The sequence below is a fragment of the Serratia sp. CY31944 genome, from assembly GCF_052169175.1.
Taxonomy (GTDB): Bacteria; Pseudomonadota; Gammaproteobacteria; order Enterobacterales; family Enterobacteriaceae; genus Serratia; species Serratia sarumanii.
Genome location: NZ_JBJNLG010000004.1, coordinates 202805 through 219242, shown reverse-complemented (window position 1 = coordinate 219242; position 16438 = coordinate 202805). Strand labels below are relative to the sequence as shown.

14 protein-coding genes are annotated in these 16438 nt (G+C 61.9%); 7 read left to right on the top strand and 7 right to left on the bottom strand.

The window, feature by feature from the left end; all coding sequences use genetic code 11:
* Positions 1-108 precede the first annotated feature (108 nt).
* From ACJ8IN_RS06535 to ACJ8IN_RS06525, 3 genes are read left to right on the top strand one after another with little or no spacing between them, the layout of a single operon-like run.
* On the top strand, positions 109-1164 hold the full coding sequence (locus tag ACJ8IN_RS06535) for a sugar phosphate isomerase/epimerase family protein (RefSeq protein WP_047567344.1): 1056 nt from the start codon (positions 109-111) through the stop codon (positions 1162-1164).
* 25 nt (positions 1165-1189) lie between these two features.
* Positions 1190-2086: an alpha/beta fold hydrolase gene (locus tag ACJ8IN_RS06530; RefSeq protein WP_047567346.1), complete on the top strand. Its 897-nt coding sequence runs from the start codon at positions 1190-1192 to the stop codon at positions 2084-2086.
* Complete coding sequence (locus tag ACJ8IN_RS06525; protein WP_308325749.1) at positions 2073-2975, top strand: alpha/beta hydrolase; 903 nt, start codon at positions 2073-2075, stop codon at positions 2973-2975. Before ACJ8IN_RS06530 ends, ACJ8IN_RS06525 begins: the two co-directional genes overlap by 14 nt.
* Positions 2976-3023: 48 nt before the next feature.
* Here the strand turns inward: ACJ8IN_RS06525 and ACJ8IN_RS06520 are convergent, their stop codons facing one another.
* Positions 3024-4457: an NAD-dependent succinate-semialdehyde dehydrogenase gene (locus ACJ8IN_RS06520; RefSeq protein ID WP_060438627.1), complete on the bottom strand. Its 1434-nt coding sequence runs from the start codon at positions 4455-4457 to the stop codon at positions 3024-3026.
* 196 nt (positions 4458-4653) lie between these two features.
* On the opposite strand from ACJ8IN_RS06520, the gene ACJ8IN_RS06515 reads away from it, so the two are divergent.
* Positions 4654-5481, top strand: a complete 828-nt coding sequence (locus ACJ8IN_RS06515; RefSeq protein ID WP_049195528.1) for an AraC family transcriptional regulator — start codon at positions 4654-4656, stop codon at positions 5479-5481.
* Between the two features lie 98 nt (positions 5482-5579).
* Positions 5580-6548 (top strand): DMT family transporter, encoded by a 969-nt coding sequence (locus ACJ8IN_RS06510; RefSeq protein WP_033648395.1) that lies wholly within the window; start codon positions 5580-5582, stop codon positions 6546-6548.
* Positions 6549-6575: 27 nt separating this feature from the next.
* On the opposite strand, the gene fusA is transcribed toward ACJ8IN_RS06510, so the two are convergent.
* Positions 6576-8681 carry an elongation factor G gene (gene fusA / locus ACJ8IN_RS06505; RefSeq protein WP_308325748.1) on the bottom strand — a complete coding sequence of 702 codons (2106 nt, stop codon included), beginning with the start codon at positions 8679-8681 and terminating at the stop codon, positions 6576-6578.
* 237 nt (positions 8682-8918) lie between these two features.
* The gene (locus tag ACJ8IN_RS06500; protein WP_004938127.1) at positions 8919-9167 is read right to left on the bottom strand and encodes a glycine zipper domain-containing protein; all 249 of its coding nucleotides are present in this window, start codon (positions 9165-9167) and stop codon (positions 8919-8921) included.
* A 221-nt stretch (positions 9168-9388) separates the two neighbouring features.
* On the opposite strand from ACJ8IN_RS06500, the gene ACJ8IN_RS06495 reads away from it, so the two are divergent.
* Positions 9389-10885, top strand: coding sequence for an alpha/beta hydrolase (locus tag ACJ8IN_RS06495; RefSeq protein ID WP_308325747.1), 1497 nt, complete (start codon positions 9389-9391; stop codon positions 10883-10885).
* 32 nt (positions 10886-10917) lie between these two features.
* Here ACJ8IN_RS06495 and ACJ8IN_RS06490 read toward each other — a convergent pair whose 3' ends face one another.
* From ACJ8IN_RS06490 to ACJ8IN_RS06475, 4 genes are all read right to left on the bottom strand, one after another.
* Positions 10918-11955: an ABC transporter ATP-binding protein gene (locus tag ACJ8IN_RS06490; RefSeq protein ID WP_033653102.1), complete on the bottom strand. Its 1038-nt coding sequence runs from the start codon at positions 11953-11955 to the stop codon at positions 10918-10920.
* Positions 11952-13535, bottom strand: a complete 1584-nt coding sequence (locus ACJ8IN_RS06485) for an ABC transporter permease (protein ID WP_101426953.1) — start codon at positions 13533-13535, stop codon at positions 11952-11954. Before ACJ8IN_RS06485 ends, ACJ8IN_RS06490 begins: the two co-directional genes overlap by 4 nt.
* Positions 13536-13568: 33 nt before the next feature.
* On the bottom strand, positions 13569-14585 hold the full coding sequence (locus ACJ8IN_RS06480) for an iron ABC transporter substrate-binding protein (RefSeq protein WP_041035205.1): 1017 nt from the start codon (positions 14583-14585) through the stop codon (positions 13569-13571).
* Between the two features lie 275 nt (positions 14586-14860).
* Positions 14861-15436 carry a hypothetical protein gene (locus tag ACJ8IN_RS06475; protein ID WP_049233217.1) on the bottom strand — a complete coding sequence of 192 codons (576 nt, stop codon included), beginning with the start codon at positions 15434-15436 and terminating at the stop codon, positions 14861-14863.
* Between the two features lie 709 nt (positions 15437-16145).
* Between ACJ8IN_RS06475 and ACJ8IN_RS06470 the strand changes: the two genes are divergently transcribed.
* Positions 16146-16415, top strand: coding sequence for a hypothetical protein (locus ACJ8IN_RS06470; RefSeq protein ID WP_033643162.1), 270 nt, complete (start codon positions 16146-16148; stop codon positions 16413-16415).
* Positions 16416-16438 lie beyond the last annotated feature (23 nt).

The following is a 16438-nucleotide window of genomic DNA, read 5'->3' as shown; positions in this document are numbered from 1 at the left end:
TAGGATCGCTTAAATCGGCGGGGAATACCAATGTCTTTATAAATTTCGCTTGCGGTCATCGCGCTTTGCTCCTATTGTTTGTCAATCGACAACAAATAGGAGTTTACGATGAAAACCCTCAAAGGTCCAAGCCTGCATCTCGCGCAGTTCAGCGATGAGACAGCGCCGTTCAACAGCCTGCCCGCCATTGCCGAGTGGGCGGCGCAGACCGGCTTTAGCGCGCTGCAGATCCCGGCCTGGGATCGGCGTTTATTCGACGTGGCCACCGCTGCGGAAAGCCAAACCTACTGCGATGATTTGACCGGCATGTTGGCGGAACAGGGGTTGGTGGTCAGCGAATTGACCAGCCATATCTTCGGCCAGCTGATGGCGGTACACCCGGCTTACGATGCGCTGTTTGACAGCTTCGCGCCGCCGGCGCTGCAGGGCAATCCGCAGGCGCGCGGCGAGTGGGCGCGGCAGCAAATGCTGCTGGCGGTGAAGGCGTCGGCGCGGCTCGGGCTCAGCGAGCTGGGCACCTTTTCCGGTTCGCTGGCCTGGCCCTATCTGTTCCCGTTCCCACAGCGCCCGGAAGGGCTGATCGACACCGCGTTCGACGAGCTCGCCAGGCGCTGGCTGCCGGTGCTTAACGCCTGCGACGAGCAGGGGATCAACCTGTGTTACGAAATTCACCCGAGCGAGGATCTGCACGACGGCGTGACGTTCGAGAGGTTTCATGAGCGCGTCGGCCATCATCCGCGTTGCCGGGTGCTGTTCGATCCGAGCCATATGGTGCTGCAGCAGCTCAACTATCTGGAGTTTATCGATATCTATAAAGAGGTTATCGGCATGTTCCACGTCAAGGACGCCGAGTTCAATCCGACCGGGCGCCAGGGTATTTACGGCGGCTATCAATCCTGGATCGATCGCGCCGGCCGCTTCCGCTCGCTGGGCGACGGCCAGGTCGATTTCAACGGCATCTTTTCGCGTCTGACGCAGTACGGTTATTCGGGCTGGGCGGCGCTGGAGTGGGAATGTTGCCTGAAAAATCCGCAGGACGGCGCGCGCGAAGGCGCAGCTTTCATTCGCGATCGCATTATCCGCGTCACCGATAAAGTGTTCGACGACTTCGCCGGCGCACCGGTCAACCCACAGCAAATCAACGCGTTGCTCGGCATTCGCTGAGCCTAATCCTTCAGGGAGTCACCCCATGCAACACCTACAGAACGAGATCCCGTTGGCGGATCTCGCGGCGGAACACGTCTATCTCCAGGTCAACGGCCGGCGCCTTCACTGCGTGATGGCCGGTGAAGGGAGGCCGGTGCTGCTGATCCCCGGCTGGCCGCAAACCTGGTACACCTGGCGCCATGTGATGCAAGCGCTAGCGGCGGCCGGTTTTCAGGCGATCGCCGTCGATCCGCCGGGCATCGGCGATTCCGACAATCCCGCTGGCGGATACGACACCGGCAGCGTCGGTGCGGCGTTGCACGCGATGATGACGCTGCTGGGCCATGAACGTTACCAACTGGTTGGCCACGACATCGGCATGTGGATCGGTTACGCCATGGCGAGCGATTTTCCGCAGGCGGTGGAGCGTCTGGTGCTGACGGAGGCGGTGATCCCCGGCCTGGCGCCGCCGCCGCCGATTTTCGTCGCGCCGGAGGAGAACATCTTCCTGTGGCATTTCATGTTCAACCAGCTGGCGGATTTGCCGGAGACCCTGACCCAGGGGCGTGAGCGGGAGTATCTTGGCTATATCTTCAACCGCTGGTCCTATCGGCGCGATCGGGTGGCGGCGCAGGTATATATCGCCGCCTATTCGGCACCGGGCGGCCTGCGCGCCGGATTCGACTATTACCGGGCGATCCCGGAGACCGTGCGGCAGAATCGGCAGCGCGCCGCCACGCCCCTGACGATGCCTGTGTTGACGGTAGGGGCGGAGCACGCCACCGGCGACGCGCCGCTGACGACGCTGCGAGGCAATGCGCACGATCTGCGGGGCGAAACGATCGCCGGCTGCGGGCATTTCATTACCGAAGAGTGTCATGAGGAATTTATTGCACTGATTACGCCGTTCCTGGCAGGAGAGCCACATGCCGCTCGATGATCGCATTGCCGCCTTTTTGACGGCATCGGCCGATGCACCGCCCCCCGCGTCGCTGGAGGAAATGCGCGCGGCCGCGGAAACCGGTTTACGCCAGCTGCAGGGCGAGGCGGAACCGAGCGGCGGCGTCAGGGACTTTACGGTGGTCGCCGCCGATGGGTATCGGATCGCGCTGCGCGCCTATCTCCCGGCGGGGGAAAACCGCGCCGCCGCGCAGCCGGCAATGCTGTTCGCCCACGGCGGCGGCTGGTGCCTCGGTTCGCTGGCGCTGTACGATCGGCCCTGTCAGGCGCTGGCCAACGCCACCGGCCGGGTGATCCTGTCGGTCGACTATCGTCTGGCGCCGGAATACCCGTTCCCGCAGCCGCTGGAAGATGTCTATCGGGCGCTCTGCTGGGTGGCGCAACAGGCGCCGCAGTTGGGGATCGACGCGAAGCGCCTGGCGGTGGGCGGCGACAGCGCCGGAGGCAATCTGGCGGCGGCGGTTACGCTGCTGGCGCGGGATCGCGGCGGCCCGCACATCGAGCGCCAGCTGCTGCTGTACCCGGCGCTCAGCCGCGAGATGACGACGAAGAGCTATTGCGAGTTTGCCGAGGGGTACTTTCTGACGCGCGATGCGATGGTATTTTGTTGGCAGCAGTATCTGGCCCAGCGGCGCGATCCCGGCGCCGAACCGCTGCACGCGGCTACGCTGCGCGGATTGCCGCCGGCCACCATCCTGAGCTGCGAATATGATCCGCTGCGGGATGAGGCCGAGCAGTATGCGCAGCGGCTGCGCGAGGCGGGCGTGCCGGTACGCTGCGAACGGTTGCCGGGCATGGTGCATGCCTGCATTCATATGCTGGGGCTGACTCCGGCGGCGCGGCGACTGTTCGAACTGGCTCGCGAGTAAAGAAAAACCCCGCACTGCGGGGCTTTTGGCTATTTATTCGGCGTTCGATTAACGGCCGGCGACGGTGACGAAGCGGGTTTCCAGGTAGGATTCGATCGCTTCGCTGCCGCCTTCGGTGCCGTGACCGGAGTCCTTCACGCCGCCAAACGGCGTTTCCGGCAGGCCGAAACCGATGTGGTTGATGCTCAGCATGCCGCTCTCCACGTCGCGCCCCAGCGCATTGACGGTGGCGATGTTGCGGCTGTAAGCGTAGGCGGCCAGGCCGTACGGCAGGCGGTTGGCTTCGGCGATCGCCTCGTCATAGGTGGCGAACGGGCGCAGCAGGGCAACCGGGCCAAACGGCTCTTCCGACATGGCGCGCGCGCTCAGCGGCACGTCGCGCAGTACCGTCGGCTCGAAGAAGTTGCCTTTGCCCGCCACGCGCTTGCCGCCGGTGCAGGCTTTTGCCCCGTGGGCGACGGCATCCTGCACCAGCGCCTCGATATTGTCGACGCTGCGGCCCAGCACCATCGGCCCCATGGTGATGCCGTCTTCCAGCCCGTTGCCGAGCTTGAGTTCACGCACGGCGGCGGTGAATTTCTCCACGAAGGCTTCATAAACGCCTTGCTGGATCAGGAAGCGGGTCGGGGCGATACAGACCTGGCCGGCGTTGCGGAACTTGGACTGCGCCAGCTCTTTGGCCGCCGCGTCGAGATCGGCGTCGTCGAAGATCAGCACCGGCGCATGGCCGCCAAGCTCCATGGTGGCCTTTTTCATATGCTGGCCGGCCAGTGCCGCCAGATGCTTGCCCACGCGGGTGGAGCCGGTGAAGGAGATCTTGCGAATGGTCGGATGCGGGATCAGGTATTCCGAGATTTCCGCCGGGGTGCCGTACACCAGCGCGATCACCCCGGCCGGGATGCCGGCGTCGGCGAAGGCTTTGATCAGCTCAGCCGGCGAGGCCGGCGTTTCTTCCGGGCCTTTGACGATGATGGAGCAGCCCGCGGCCAGCGCGGCGGACAGCTTGCGCACGATCTGGTTGATCGGGAAGTTCCACGGCGTGAAGGCGGCCACCGGGCCGACCGGCAGCTTGAGGGTTTGCTGCTGCACGTCGCGGGCGCGGGACGGAATGATCTGCCCGTAGGTGCGGGTGGCTTCGCCGGCGAACCAGTCGATAACGTCGGCGGCGTTGAGAATTTCGACTTTGGCCTGCGCCACCGGTTTGCCCTGTTCCTGCGTCATGACGGCGGCGATGGCGTTGGCGCGTTCGCGCAGCAGCGCCGCCGCTTTGCGCATCAGGTTGGCGCGCTGGTGCGCGGCGGTGTCGCGCCAGACGTTAAATCCGCGCTCGGTGGCGGCCAGCGCCAGATCGAGATCCTCTGTGGCGGCGTGCGCCACTTGACCGATTACCTCGTCGGTGGCGGGGTTGGTGACCGGCAGGGTTTTCCCGGCCAGTGCGTTGCGCCATTGTCCATCGATATACAGTTGAGTATCCGGATACATTGTTGCCTCTTGTTTGCGGAGTGTCAGGGGCCGATGAGCTTCGCGATGCGGCGCGCCTGAAAGGGACAGAGATCTAAACCCTACGCCGAATGGCGGCGATCGTCCAGGCGAGGGGCACGAAAGCGCCAGGGCGGCTACTCAACCGGCGATGTTTTGGCTATGCTGAGCAGATTGTCAGCACGGACGAGGAGGTCGAGTGCAAGGGGTACCGCAACAGTTTCCGTTCGAGAAGGATTGCGCGCAGTTCCGCCATTTGTCGCATCTGCCGGGCGTCGAACTCTATCAGGCGCACATTGAGCGCTATGCCTTCGAGCCGCATACCCACGACGCCTTCGCTATCGGCACCGTAGACACCGGGGCGGAGCGTTTCCGCTATCGCGGCGCGCAGCATCTGGCGGCGCCGGGCGCGCTGGTACTGATGAACCCCGACGAGCTGCATACCGGCGAAGCCGAAACGCCGGGCGGCTGGTGTTACCGCATGCTCTATCTGGCGCCCGAGGCGCTGGAGCAGCTGTCCGGCGATCGGAGCCAGTGGTTCACCGATGCGGTGCGCCACGATCCGCGGGCGGCGCAGCGCCTGTCCGCCATTCTCGCCACGCTGTGGCAAACCGACGATCCGCTTACGCTGGACGGCCTGCTGTTGGAGGCGGTCGAGCTGCTGTACCCGCATATCCGCACCGGGCAGCGGGAAAAAGCCGAGGCGGCGCACCGTTTCGAGGTGGTGAAAAGCTACCTGCACGATAACTTCGCCGAGGCGGTGACCCTCAATCAGTTGGCCGAGCTGGTGTCGCTCAGCCCGTACCATTTTCTGCGCAAGTTTAAGGGCGAATACCACGTTTCGCCGCAGCAAATGCTGATGGCGATCCGGCTGTCGCAGGCCAAACGCATGCTGGAGCGTGGCATGCCCGCCGCACAGGTGGCTGCGGCGGCGGGGCTGACCGATCAGGCGCACCTGACGCGCGCCTTCGCCAACCGTTACGGCGTCACGCCTGTACGTTTCCAGAAACAGGTGAAATTGGGTTAAAACAGCAACCTGCTACAATAATTCCTCCCCGCATTTTCGCTACTCTGCCGCTGTCTTGTCGGGCGGGTTGGCCGCGCCGGCCGTTTGTCGGAGTCGTTATGTTCATTGGCGTTGTGTTTGCCCTGGCCGCCGGGCTGATGTGGGGATTGATCTTCGTCGGCCCGCTGCTGGTGCCGGATTATCCCGCTGCGCTGCAGTCCACCGGGCGCTATCTGGCCTTTGGGCTGATCACCTTGCCGCTGGCCTGGCTCGATCGCCGCCGCCTGCGCAAGCTGCGGCGCCAGGATTGGCTGGAGGCGCTCAAGCTGACGGCCATCGGCAATCTGCTGTACTACCTGTGCCTGGCCAGCGCCATTCAGCGTACCGGCGCACCGGTGTCGACCATGATCATCGGCACCCTGCCGGTGGTGATCGCCATCTGCGCCAATCTGTTTTACGGCCGGCACGACGGGCGGCTGGCCTGGGGCAAGCTGGCGCCGGCGCTGCTGCTGATCGTCTGCGGGTTAGCGTGCGTGAACGTCGCCGAGCTGCGCGGCAATGCGCTGCCGGTCGACGGCTGGCGCTATCTCAGCGGCCTGGGGCTGGCCGTGTTGGCGGTGGCGTGCTGGACCTGGTTCCCGCTGCGCAACTCGCGCTGGCTGCGGGAAAACCCGACGCAGCGGCCGGCCACCTGGGCCACGGCGCAAGGGCTGGTGACGCTGCCGCTGGCGCTGCTGGGCTATCTGGCGGTCTGCGGCCAATTGGCGCTGAGCGAACCGGCGTTCGCCTTGCCGTTCGGCCCGCGCCCCGAGGTGTTTATCCCGCTGATGCTGGTCATCGGCGTGTTCTGCTCCTGGCTGGGGGCGCTGTGCTGGAACGAAGCCAGCCAGCGGCTGCCGACGGTGTTGGTGGGGCCGCTCATCGTGTTCGAAATTCTGGCGGGGTTGGCCTATACCTTTCTGCTGCGCCAGGCCTGGCCGCCGCTGCTGACGCTGGCCGGCATCGTCTGCCTGATCGCCGGCGTGGTGTACGCCATGCGCATCAAGCCGCAGCCGGTGGTGGTGGCGCTGGAAGACAAGCAGGGGTGACGCCCGCCGCGAAGGCGGGCGCGAGGGTTAACGCTTGCTGTGGTGAATGATCTCTTCGGCCACGTTGCGCGGCGCTTCAGCGTAGTGGCTGAATTCCATGGTGTAGGTGGCGCGGCCCTGCGACATCGAACGTAGGGTGGTCGAGTAACCGAACATCTCGGATAGCGGCACCTTGGCGCGAATTTCCTTGCCGCCGCCGCCCGGGATCTCTTCCATGCCCTGCACCAGACCGCGGCGTGAGGAGAGGTCGCCCATCACGTTGCCGGCGTAATCTTCCGGCGTTTCCACCTCCACCGACATGATCGGCTCAAGGATCACCGGATCCGCCAGGCGGCAGGCGTCTTTGAAGCCGAAGATCGCCGCCATGCGGAACGCCTGCTCCGACGAGTCGACGTCATGGTAAGAACCGAAGGTCAGGTGCACCTTGACGTCTACCACCTGATAACCGGCCAGTACGCCGTTGTTCAGCGCCTCGAGCACGCCTTTTTTCACCGCCGGGATAAACTCGCCCGGAATGACGCCGCCCTTGATCTCATCGAAGAACTCGAAGCCTTTGCCGGGTTCGTTCGGTTCGACGGTCAGCACCACGTGGCCGTATTGCCCTTTACCGCCGGACTGGCGCACAAACTTGCCTTCCACGTCGGCCACCCGTTTGCGGATGGTTTCGCGGTACGACACCTGCGGCTTGCCGGTGGTGGTCTCCACCCCGAATTCGCGGCGCATGCGATCGACGATAATCTCCAGGTGCAGCTCGCCCATGCCGTAGATAAGGGTCTGGCCGGATTCTTCATCGGTGCGCACGCGGAACGACGGATCTTCCGAAGAGAGGCGCTGCAGCGCGATGCCCATTTTCTCCTGGTCGCCCTTGGTCTTCGGCTCGATCGCCTGGGCGATCACCGGCTCGGGGAAGGTCATGCGTTCCAGCGTGATGATGGCGCCGGGATCGCACAGCGTATCGCCCGTGGTGACGTCCTTCAGGCCGACGCAGGCGGCGATGTCGCCGGCGTGCAGCTCGTCGATGTCCTTACGATCGTTGGCGTGCATCTGCACGATGCGGCCGATGCGCTCCTTTTTGCCCTTGATCGGGTTGTAAACGCTGCTACCTTTGGCCAGCACCCCGGAGTAGACGCGTACGAAGGTCAGCTGGCCGACGAACGGGTCGGTCATCAGCTTGAACGCCAGCGCCGAGAATTTTTCGTTGTCGTCGGCTTTGCGGGTGATGATTTCATCATGTTCGCCGTGGCCTTCCATCGGCGGCACGTCGAGCGGCGAGGGCATCAGCTCGATCACCGCATCCAGCATGCGCTGCACCCCTTTGTTGCGGAACGCCGAGCCGCACAGCATCGGTTGGATTTCGCCGGCGACGGTGCGCACCCGCAGCCCGTGGACGATTTCCTCTTCGCTCAGTGGCACCTGGTTGAGGTATTTTTCCATCAGCTCTTCCGAGGCTTCGGCGGCGGCCTCAATCATGTTTTCGCGCCACTCCTGCGCTGAATCGCGCAGCTCGGCCGGGATCTCTTCGAAGCTGAAGTTCATGCCCTGCGAGGCTTCGTCCCACAGGATGGCCTTCATCCGCACCAGATCCACCACGCCGCTGAAGCGGTCTTCGGCGCCGATCGGAATAACGATCGGCACCGGGTTGGCTTTCAGGCGCTCGATCATCATTTTGCGCACGCGGAAAAAGTCCGCGCCGATGCGGTCCATCTTGTTGACGAACGCCAGCCGCGGCACCTTGTATTTATTGGCCTGGCGCCAGACGGTTTCCGACTGCGGCTGCACGCCGCCCACCGAGTCATAGACCATCACGGCGCCGTCCAGCACACGCATCGAACGTTCCACTTCAATGGTGAAATCGACGTGGCCGGGGGTGTCGATGATATTGATGCGGTGCTGCGGATAATTATGCTGCATGCCGTTCCAGAAGCAGGTGGTGGCCGCCGAAGTGATGGTGATGCCGCGTTCCTGTTCCTGCGCCATCCAGTCCATGGTCGCCGCGCCGTCATGCACTTCACCCAGCTTGTGGCTGACCCCGGTGTAAAACAGAATCCGCTCGGTGGTGGTGGTCTTGCCGGCATCGATATGCGCGGAGATGCCGATATTGCGGTAACGTTCGATAGGGGTGGTGCGAGCCATAATCAACCTTTCTTAGCCGCGTGAAGGAGAGCGGCTTAAACAGCATGGATAATGGTGATAATCCTCATAGGGTTATCTGCCGGATCGCAGAGCCTCGCTCTGGTCACAAACTAATCGTAGTTGAAGGCGTTGGTTTTTTTAAGCGATGGCTGTGATAGATGAAAGTTAGCAAGCAGGTGGAGGAGAGGGCGAAAAAAAGGCCCGTAACGGGCCTGTTGTCGAGCGGCGAATTCGCCGTTATTTGCGTCCCAGCAAGAAGCCGAAAACGATGCCGACCGCCGCCGCAACGGCCACGCCGGCCAGCGGGTTGGCTTCCACCTGGGTTCTTACGCTGTCCGCTGCGTCTCGGGCGGCATAGCTGGCCTGGGAGGCGTATTTGCGCGCCGCGCCGCGCACCTGATGCTCCGGCGAATCGACGGCTTTGCCGAACGCTTCTTCTACCGCGCCTGCGGCTTCATTGGCTTTGTCTTCCGCTTTTCCAAACATGCTGCTCTCCTGTTCCTTGTGGGTTAACGAACCTTAAGCCTAGCAGGTGAACGGCACTTTTTGCAGCATTCTGTGCGTTATAAGAGCAATCTGAGCAAAGAAAAGTCTTGCCGGGCGCGCGGTGACGGCTTCACCCGCGCGGTTTTTTGTGTTCTATTGGCTAGCGGTTTAACCGAGTACCGTTAACCTTTGACCGATTCGTTGCGTTGAAAGGACTCCCCATGTCAGTACTGCGTATTCTGGCGCTGCTCGCCGCGACCGCCGCCGCATTGCCCGCCCAGGCCAGGCCTGCGGCTCACGGCGCGGCGGCCGAGAACGGCATTCGTTGGCAATCTTGTCTCAACAGCGGCTTTCAACGCTGGTTCGATGAGCCGCCGCCGCCGGGACTGCGCTGCGGTTACCTTGAAGCGCCGCTGGCGTACGCTACGCCTCCTGCTCATGCGGCGCGGGCGGGCGAACAGACCGTGCGGCTGGCGCTGACCCTGCTGCCCGCTACCGGGCCGAAAAAGGGCAGCGTGGTGATGATCAGCGGCGGGCCGGGTCTGCCGGGCATTAACCCTTATTTGGGCAACGACGCCCACGTCGCCAGACTGCGAAAATCCTACGACATCATCGGTTACGATCCGCGCGGCGTCGGCCAATCGACGCCGAAAATCTCCTGCCAGCTGGCCGAAGGCGACGAAACCCCGTCACCGGACGACAACGACGTGGCCGGTGCGGAAAGCCAGACGCGCACCCTGATTGCCGCCTGTATCAAACAGACCGGCGCGGACGTGCTGCAACATATCGGCACCGACGAAGCGGTCAACGATCTGAACGCGATCCGCCACGCGCTGGGCGAACCGGGGCTGACGGCGGTGGCGTACTCTTACGGCACCAAGGTGGCGGCGCTGTATGCCGAGCGTTTTCCGAAGAAAACGCGCGCGCTGGTGCTCGACGGGGTGGTGGATCTGACGGAGGACGATTTCACCCAGCGGCTGAACCAGGAGCGGGGCTTCCAGCAAAGCTTCCTGCGCTTCGCCGCCTACTGCGGCAAAACCGACAGTTGCCAGCTGGGCGGCGGCGCCAATCAGGCGCTGCAGCGCTATCACGCCTTGCTGCGCAAGCTGCATGAGCAGCCGTTCGTCACCGCGGCGGGTTATGAAATCTCCGCCGACGACGTGCTGACGGTCACGCGTTCGCTGCTGCTGTGGCCGGAGCGTTGGCATGAGCTGGCGACCGTGCTGCGCCAGCTCGATGCCGGCATCGCCGGGCAGCAGGTTTCCGATCTGATCGACGAAAGCTATTCGCCGGATGCCGATGACGCCCTGAACGTCATCACCTGCGCCGACGTCGCCAACCCGACGGCCGATCCGCAGCAGTTGCGCCGGCAGCGGCAGGAGATCAATACCGCCGCTTTGTATGCCCACTATCTGCCGCTGCACGAATACCCGCTGGAGATGTGCGATCTGTGGCCGTATCGCGGCAAAGATCGGCCGCACACGCCGGTGGCGTCCGCCGCGCTGCCGCCGCTGCTGTTCGTCGCCCAGCGCTACGATCCGACCACGCCGTACCGCAACGCGCAGGTGATGGCCGCCGCCTTTAAAAGCCCGCTGATCACCCGCGAACGCGACGGGCATACGCTGGCGCTGAACGGCATCGACAGCTGCGTTGACGAAAGCGTAGTGGATTATCTGCTGGCGCCGAAAAAGCCGCGTCGCGACAAAATTTGCCGTTAAGGAGGCCGGGCGTTGGCCCGGCCTAAAGTGAGTCAACCGGCGAAAATATGCGCCTGGCCCATCACGTTGAGATTGACCTGAGAACCGGGCTGCAGGCCTTCGCGGCTGACGGTTTTGATCTCGATTTGCGCGCCGCCGGCGGCCATTTGCAGGTTGAGCGTAGAGACGAAGCCGGCGAAATCGATGCCGGTGATCACCGCCTGGCCGCGCTGCGCCGGATCTGACAAACCGATTTGAATCTGCTCCGGGCGCAGCATGATGCGCGCCGGGCCGCTGCGTTGCCGATCGTCGACGGCGATGCGCCCCAATGCGCAGTCGGCCCAGCCGTGCGCCAGTTCGGCGGTCAACACCAGCGTTTCGCCAAGGAAGCTGGCGGTCGGCTCATCGACCGGCCGCAGATAGAGATCTTGCGGCGCGCCCACCTGCGCCAGCCGGCCGTTGCGCATCACCGCTACCTGATCGGCGAACGACAGCGCTTCGCTCTGATCGTGGGTAACAAGAATCGACGCCACCTTGGCCTCCGTCAGCAGTTCGGCGACCGCTTTGCGGGTGGCGGCGCGCAGGCCGGTATCCAGCGCCGAGAACGGTTCATCCAGCAGCATCAAACGGGGCTGCTGCGACAGGGCACGCGCCAGCGCGACCCGCTGTTGCTGCCCGCCGGACAGCTCGTGCGGCCACAGCGCGGCCAAACGGCGATCCAGCGCCACCATCTCCATCAGCGCCTCGATGCGCCGCTGTTTCTCACGCTTGCTGCCTGTAAGGCCAAAACCGATGTTGCCGGCGACGGTAAAGTGCGGGAACAGCGCGCCATCCTGCGGAACGAAGCCGATGCCGCGCAGATGCGCCGGCACCCAGCCGCCGCCGTTGCCCATGGCTTGCCCCTGCAGCAGGATCTGGCCGCCGTCGGGAATTTCAAAGCCGGCGATGATGCGCAGCAGGGTGGTTTTGCCGGAGCCGGAAGGGCCGACGATCGCCGTGCGGCTGCCGGCGGCAACCTGCAGGTCGATGCGTTCCAGCACCCTGATGGCGTTATAAGATTTTTCGATACCGTGCAGTTCGAGCGTGCTCATAGTCCCGCCGTGCGTTTAGATTGAGAATAAAGAAGCCAGGTCAGCGGCAATGACAGCGCCACCATAATCAGCGCATAAGGCGCGGCGGCGACGTAGTCTATCTCGCTGGTCAGCGCCCAAAATCCGGTGGCCAGCGTCCGGGTGCCGTTCGGCGCCAGCAGCAGCGTGGCGGTCAACTCATTGGCGATCGCCAGGAACACCAGCGCCGCGCCCGCCGCGGCACCCGGCGCCGCCAACCGCAGCGTAGTGCTCCACAGCGCCTGCGCCGGCGATTTGCCGAGGCTGCGCGCCACGTTTTCCAATTCCACCGGCGCCTGTGCGATGCCGGCACGCAGATTGATCAGCGCCCGCGGCATAAACATCAGCAAATAGGCCAGCAGCAGGGTGATTTCGGTTTGGTAAATCGGCCGGAAGCTGTGAATGGTGATGGTCACCAGCGCCAACGCCACCACGATGCCGGGCAGCGAGCTGGTTACGTAGTTACAGCCTTCCAGCACGCGGTACAGCCGGGCTGGATAGCGCACTGACAGCCAGGCCATCGGAATGGCACACAGCGTGATCAGCAACGCGCCGACGGCGGACAGCGACAGCGTTTGCCACAGCGCAGGCCACAGGTCGGCGTTGCGCCACGCCTCCCATCCGCCCAGCCACAGCCAGCGGGCCAGGGTGATGAAAGGCACGCCCAGCGCCAGCGCGGTCAGCGAAATCGGCAGCAGCAGCGCCAGCGCGGCGAGCGGCAGCGAAAGGCGACGCGGCGTTTGGCTGCGTGCGCTGCCGGAACCAACGCGGGCATAGCGCGCGCGGCCGCGGCTGAGAGCCTCAAGCAACAGCAGCCCGAGGCAGCACAGCACCAATACGCCGGCCAGCATGTTGGCCGCCGGGCCGTTGAAGGTCGACTGGAACTGATCGAAAATTGCGGTGGTGAAGGTATCGAAGCGGATCATGGCATACAGGCCATACTCCGCCAGCAGGTGCAATGCGATCAGCAACGACCCCCCCCAGACCGCCAGCTTCAGCTGCGGCAGCACCACGCGAAAAAACACCGCCGGCGGCCGGGAACCGAGCGAGGTGGCGACGTCTTCGATACCGGGATCCAGACGGCGCAGCACGGCGGCGGCCGGCAGGTAAATGAACGGGAAATAGGCGAGCACCGAGATGAAGACCCCGGCGCTCAGGCCGTGCATCGACGGCACCAGGCTGATCCAGGCATAGCTTTGCACAAAGGCCGGCACCGCCAGCGGCGCGGTGGCCAGTACCGCCCAAAGACGGCGGCCCGGCAGCGTAGTGCGCTCGGTCAACCAGGCCAGGGCCACGCCCAGCACGGCGCAGATCGGCAGCGTCAGCACCACCAACAGCAGGGTGTTCAACAACAGTTCCGCCACGCGCGGGCGGAAAACCAGAGCTTTGACCGTTTGCCAGCCGGTTTCAAACGCCACGCCGATAACGAATCCCAGCGGCAGCAGCGCCAGCAACGACAGCAACACGGCGCTGGCCACCACGATCGCCCCCGGCCGCGGGTAACGGGGGGCAATAGAATAACGCCGCGCGGTCTGCGCGGCGTGGGTACTCAGGTTTGACATAACGATCAAAAACTCTCGGTTTGCCGGCCTGCCTTACAGCAGGCCCGCCTCGGTCATCAGTTCGACCACTTTTTTACCGTTCAGCTGCGCGGCGTCTACTTTCGGCGCGTCCAGATCTTTCAGCGGCACCAGTTTCGGGTTCGAGGCCGCGCCGACGCCGACGGCGTATTCGAAAGCGTTGTTGGTGCGCAGGATCTCCTGGCCCTGTTTGCCGGTGATCCACTTGATGAACGCCTGCGCCTGCTGCTGATGCTTGCTGGAAGCCAGCACGCCGCCGCCGGAGATGCTGACGAACGCGCCCGGATCCTGATGTTTGAAGTAATACAGCTTGATGTTATTACTGTTTTCGCCGGTTTTTGCGCCGTCCACGAACGGGTAGTAGTGATAGATCACGCCGCTGTCGACCTGGCCGGCATTGACCGCTTTCATCACCGTGCTGTTGCCCTTGTAGGCGGTGAAGTTGGTTTTCATCGCTTTCAGCCACTCTAGCGTTGCTTTTTCACCTTTCAGCGCCAGCAGCGCGCTGACGATCGCCTGGAAATCGGCGCCAGACGGCGAGGCGGCCCAGCGGCCTTTCCATTCCGGCTTGGCCAGATCCAGCAGCGACTTCGGCAACTGCGCGTCGGTCAGTTTGGCCGGGTTGTAGACGAACACGGTCGAGCGGGCGGCGATGCCGGTCCAGCGGCCGTGGCTTGGGCGATACTGCGGTTCCACCTGGGCCAGCGTCGCGGCGTCCAGCGGGGCGAACAGCTTGGCGTTATCCACCAACACCATCGCCGGGGAGTTTTCCGTCAGGAACACGTCGGCAGGCGAAGCGCTGCCTTCCTGCACCAACTGATTGCCCAGCTCGCTGTCGCCGCCGTTGCGCAGCGTGACCTTGATGCCGGTGTCTTTGGTAAACCCATCGACCCAGGATTTCACCAGGTTTTCATGTTGGGCGTTGTAAATGACGATGCCCTGGTCGGCGGAGGCCGCCTGAGCGCCGAAGGCCAGCATCATCGAGGAGGCGAGCAGGGCGACGGGGCCGAGAGATGAAATACGCAGCTTCATGCAGTTATCCTTTTTAGCGTTCGAATGAGGAAAACGAATATCGCCTGGCAAGCGCAAGCAGGCCGATTTTAGCCAAGAACATCAATAATGATAGTGAAAACGATTCGTATTAAATTATTTTTGACGATCGCTCACAAAATGAATTGCCTTAAGGATAAGTTAAGTTTCGGCTGGAATAATCTGTATTGATTGCCTGAATAGAATTGGGACATGTTATCTCACAGTGAGCGGCCAACCTGCCATCGCAGGCGGCCGCCCGTCAGGCTTGCTTCTTGTCACGCCGGCACAAACTCACCGTTGCCGACGCCGAAGAATTGCCCGTTGATGCTGCCTGCGTACTGCGGCGGATGAACCAAAGAGGTCAGCACCCGACCATTCTCCAGCAGCGTCAGGACGATCGAACCGGGGTTGATGGCCAATTGCAGGGTTAACGGAACGCCGATCAGATTTTCGGCATCGGGCACGGTGCCTTGCAAATAGATTGTCGGGATGTTGATGTTACCGTCTGAGCCGGTGCCGGTGGCCTGGCCGATAAAACGCACCGATGTACCGCTTGATGGGGCATTGGGACCAATATTGGCGAGCTGTGCGGAAATTTGCACGGTCTCCGCATGTGGCGCGCAGCCACACCCGCATCCACAACCCTGGAAGCTGAAGTAGCCGCAGATATTTTGTTGGCACCCGCATCCACACAAGGATTGCGGATGCACTTGCTGGTTGAACGCCGGTTTCAATTGCGGATGTTGGTTGAGCAGCGCCTGTCGGCTCTGCACTTCCGCGTTATAGGCGTCACGTGATTGTTTATTCAATGTTCTAGCCTGTTCAGGCGTAATATCTTGCAATGAAGGCATAGGTAAACTCCTGTGATTTTTGCTGAGTCAGTCTGAAGTGCATATCACGCTGAATCCGGTTAACCACCAGACAGGTAATTGCATCTGAATGGAAATAGTCATTGCCCTCGAAGGAAAACGGTATGGCAAGCAGACCGTTGCATCCTATCCTCACGGCAAGTTTTTATATTTCCGGTTTACTCTTTCGGTAATTATTTTTGATTCAATCATTCGCCAGTTATTGGTTTTATAACCGGCCGTAGCTTCATGTGTATCTCGAAGCCATTTAAAGGTAGTTAGGTGTTATGGAGATATCAAGAGGGGTTTTTAATGTTATTTTTAAATTGAAATGCTACTGATTTCTTCTGTCTATTATTTTGGTGTTAACTTTTTCTTGCAACCAATTAATTAATATGAATTAAGTGGTTATTGTATTTCATCTTGTTGATTTATATTGAATTGTTTTGTCATTATCTTTTTTTGTAAATATTCTCAGTGTATTCATGGAGGTGACGGGTAAGTGTGGGTTTTCATTTGACTTACATCAGTTCCTTGTCAACGCTGTAATGGCAATTAAGCTGTTGCAATGTTGACGTCTTGTTATCGATTGGCGTTCTTTTTCTTCAGTCTTTTCATATCGTTCTTCAGCATTTCGTTCAGGTATTAATAACACGGGCTGTCAACGCGAATGACGAATCATATTCAATAAGAAATCGTGAGAGAGGTACCTATGTCTAATGGACCGTTTTATACCAATCCTATCGTGGTCATCGATGTAGCTAATGATTGCGTGCATGTGGAGATGGCGATCGATGGAGGATTATACGAAAACGTGTTTCCGCTGTCGGTAGCGGCTAATGAACCCTATCCGAAATTGCTGGTGAATCTGGCGATCCAGGCACAGGCGAGCGGTAAATCCTTAATGGTGTGGGGGGAACCCGGCCCAGAGCCGGTTAAAGGCCTGCCGCTGTTTGGTATCACGACCGTGAACATCAAGTAGAGGACGGCAACGCACATTGTGTT

Bases quoted from the DNA above. Each gene is read 5' to 3' on its own strand.
- ACJ8IN_RS06535 (WP_047567344.1), top strand. From the start codon at position 109: ATGAAAACCCTCAAAGGTCCAAGCCTGCATCTCGCGCAGTTCAGCGAT.
- ACJ8IN_RS06530 (WP_047567346.1), top strand. From the start codon at position 1,190: ATGCAACACCTACAGAACGAGATCCCGTTGGCGGATCTCGCGGCGGAA.
- ACJ8IN_RS06525 (WP_308325749.1), top strand. From the start codon at position 2,073: ATGCCGCTCGATGATCGCATTGCCGCCTTTTTGACGGCATCGGCCGAT.
- ACJ8IN_RS06520 (WP_060438627.1), bottom strand. From the start codon at position 4,457: ATGTATCCGGATACTCAACTGTATATCGATGGACAATGGCGCAACGCA.
- ACJ8IN_RS06510 (WP_033648395.1), top strand. From the start codon at position 5,580: ATGTTCATTGGCGTTGTGTTTGCCCTGGCCGCCGGGCTGATGTGGGGA.
- fusA (WP_308325748.1), bottom strand. From the start codon at position 8,681: ATGGCTCGCACCACCCCTATCGAACGTTACCGCAATATCGGCATCTCC.
- ACJ8IN_RS06500 (WP_004938127.1), bottom strand. From the start codon at position 9,167: ATGTTTGGAAAAGCGGAAGACAAAGCCAATGAAGCCGCAGGCGCGGTA.
- ACJ8IN_RS06495 (WP_308325747.1), top strand. From the start codon at position 9,389: ATGTCAGTACTGCGTATTCTGGCGCTGCTCGCCGCGACCGCCGCCGCA.
- ACJ8IN_RS06490 (WP_033653102.1), bottom strand. From the start codon at position 11,955: ATGAGCACGCTCGAACTGCACGGTATCGAAAAATCTTATAACGCCATC.
- ACJ8IN_RS06485 (WP_101426953.1), bottom strand. From the start codon at position 13,535: ATGTCAAACCTGAGTACCCACGCCGCGCAGACCGCGCGGCGTTATTCT.
- ACJ8IN_RS06480 (WP_041035205.1), bottom strand. From the start codon at position 14,585: ATGAAGCTGCGTATTTCATCTCTCGGCCCCGTCGCCCTGCTCGCCTCC.
- ACJ8IN_RS06475 (WP_049233217.1), bottom strand. From the start codon at position 15,436: ATGCCTTCATTGCAAGATATTACGCCTGAACAGGCTAGAACATTGAAT.
- ACJ8IN_RS06470 (WP_033643162.1), top strand. From the start codon at position 16,146: ATGTCTAATGGACCGTTTTATACCAATCCTATCGTGGTCATCGATGTA.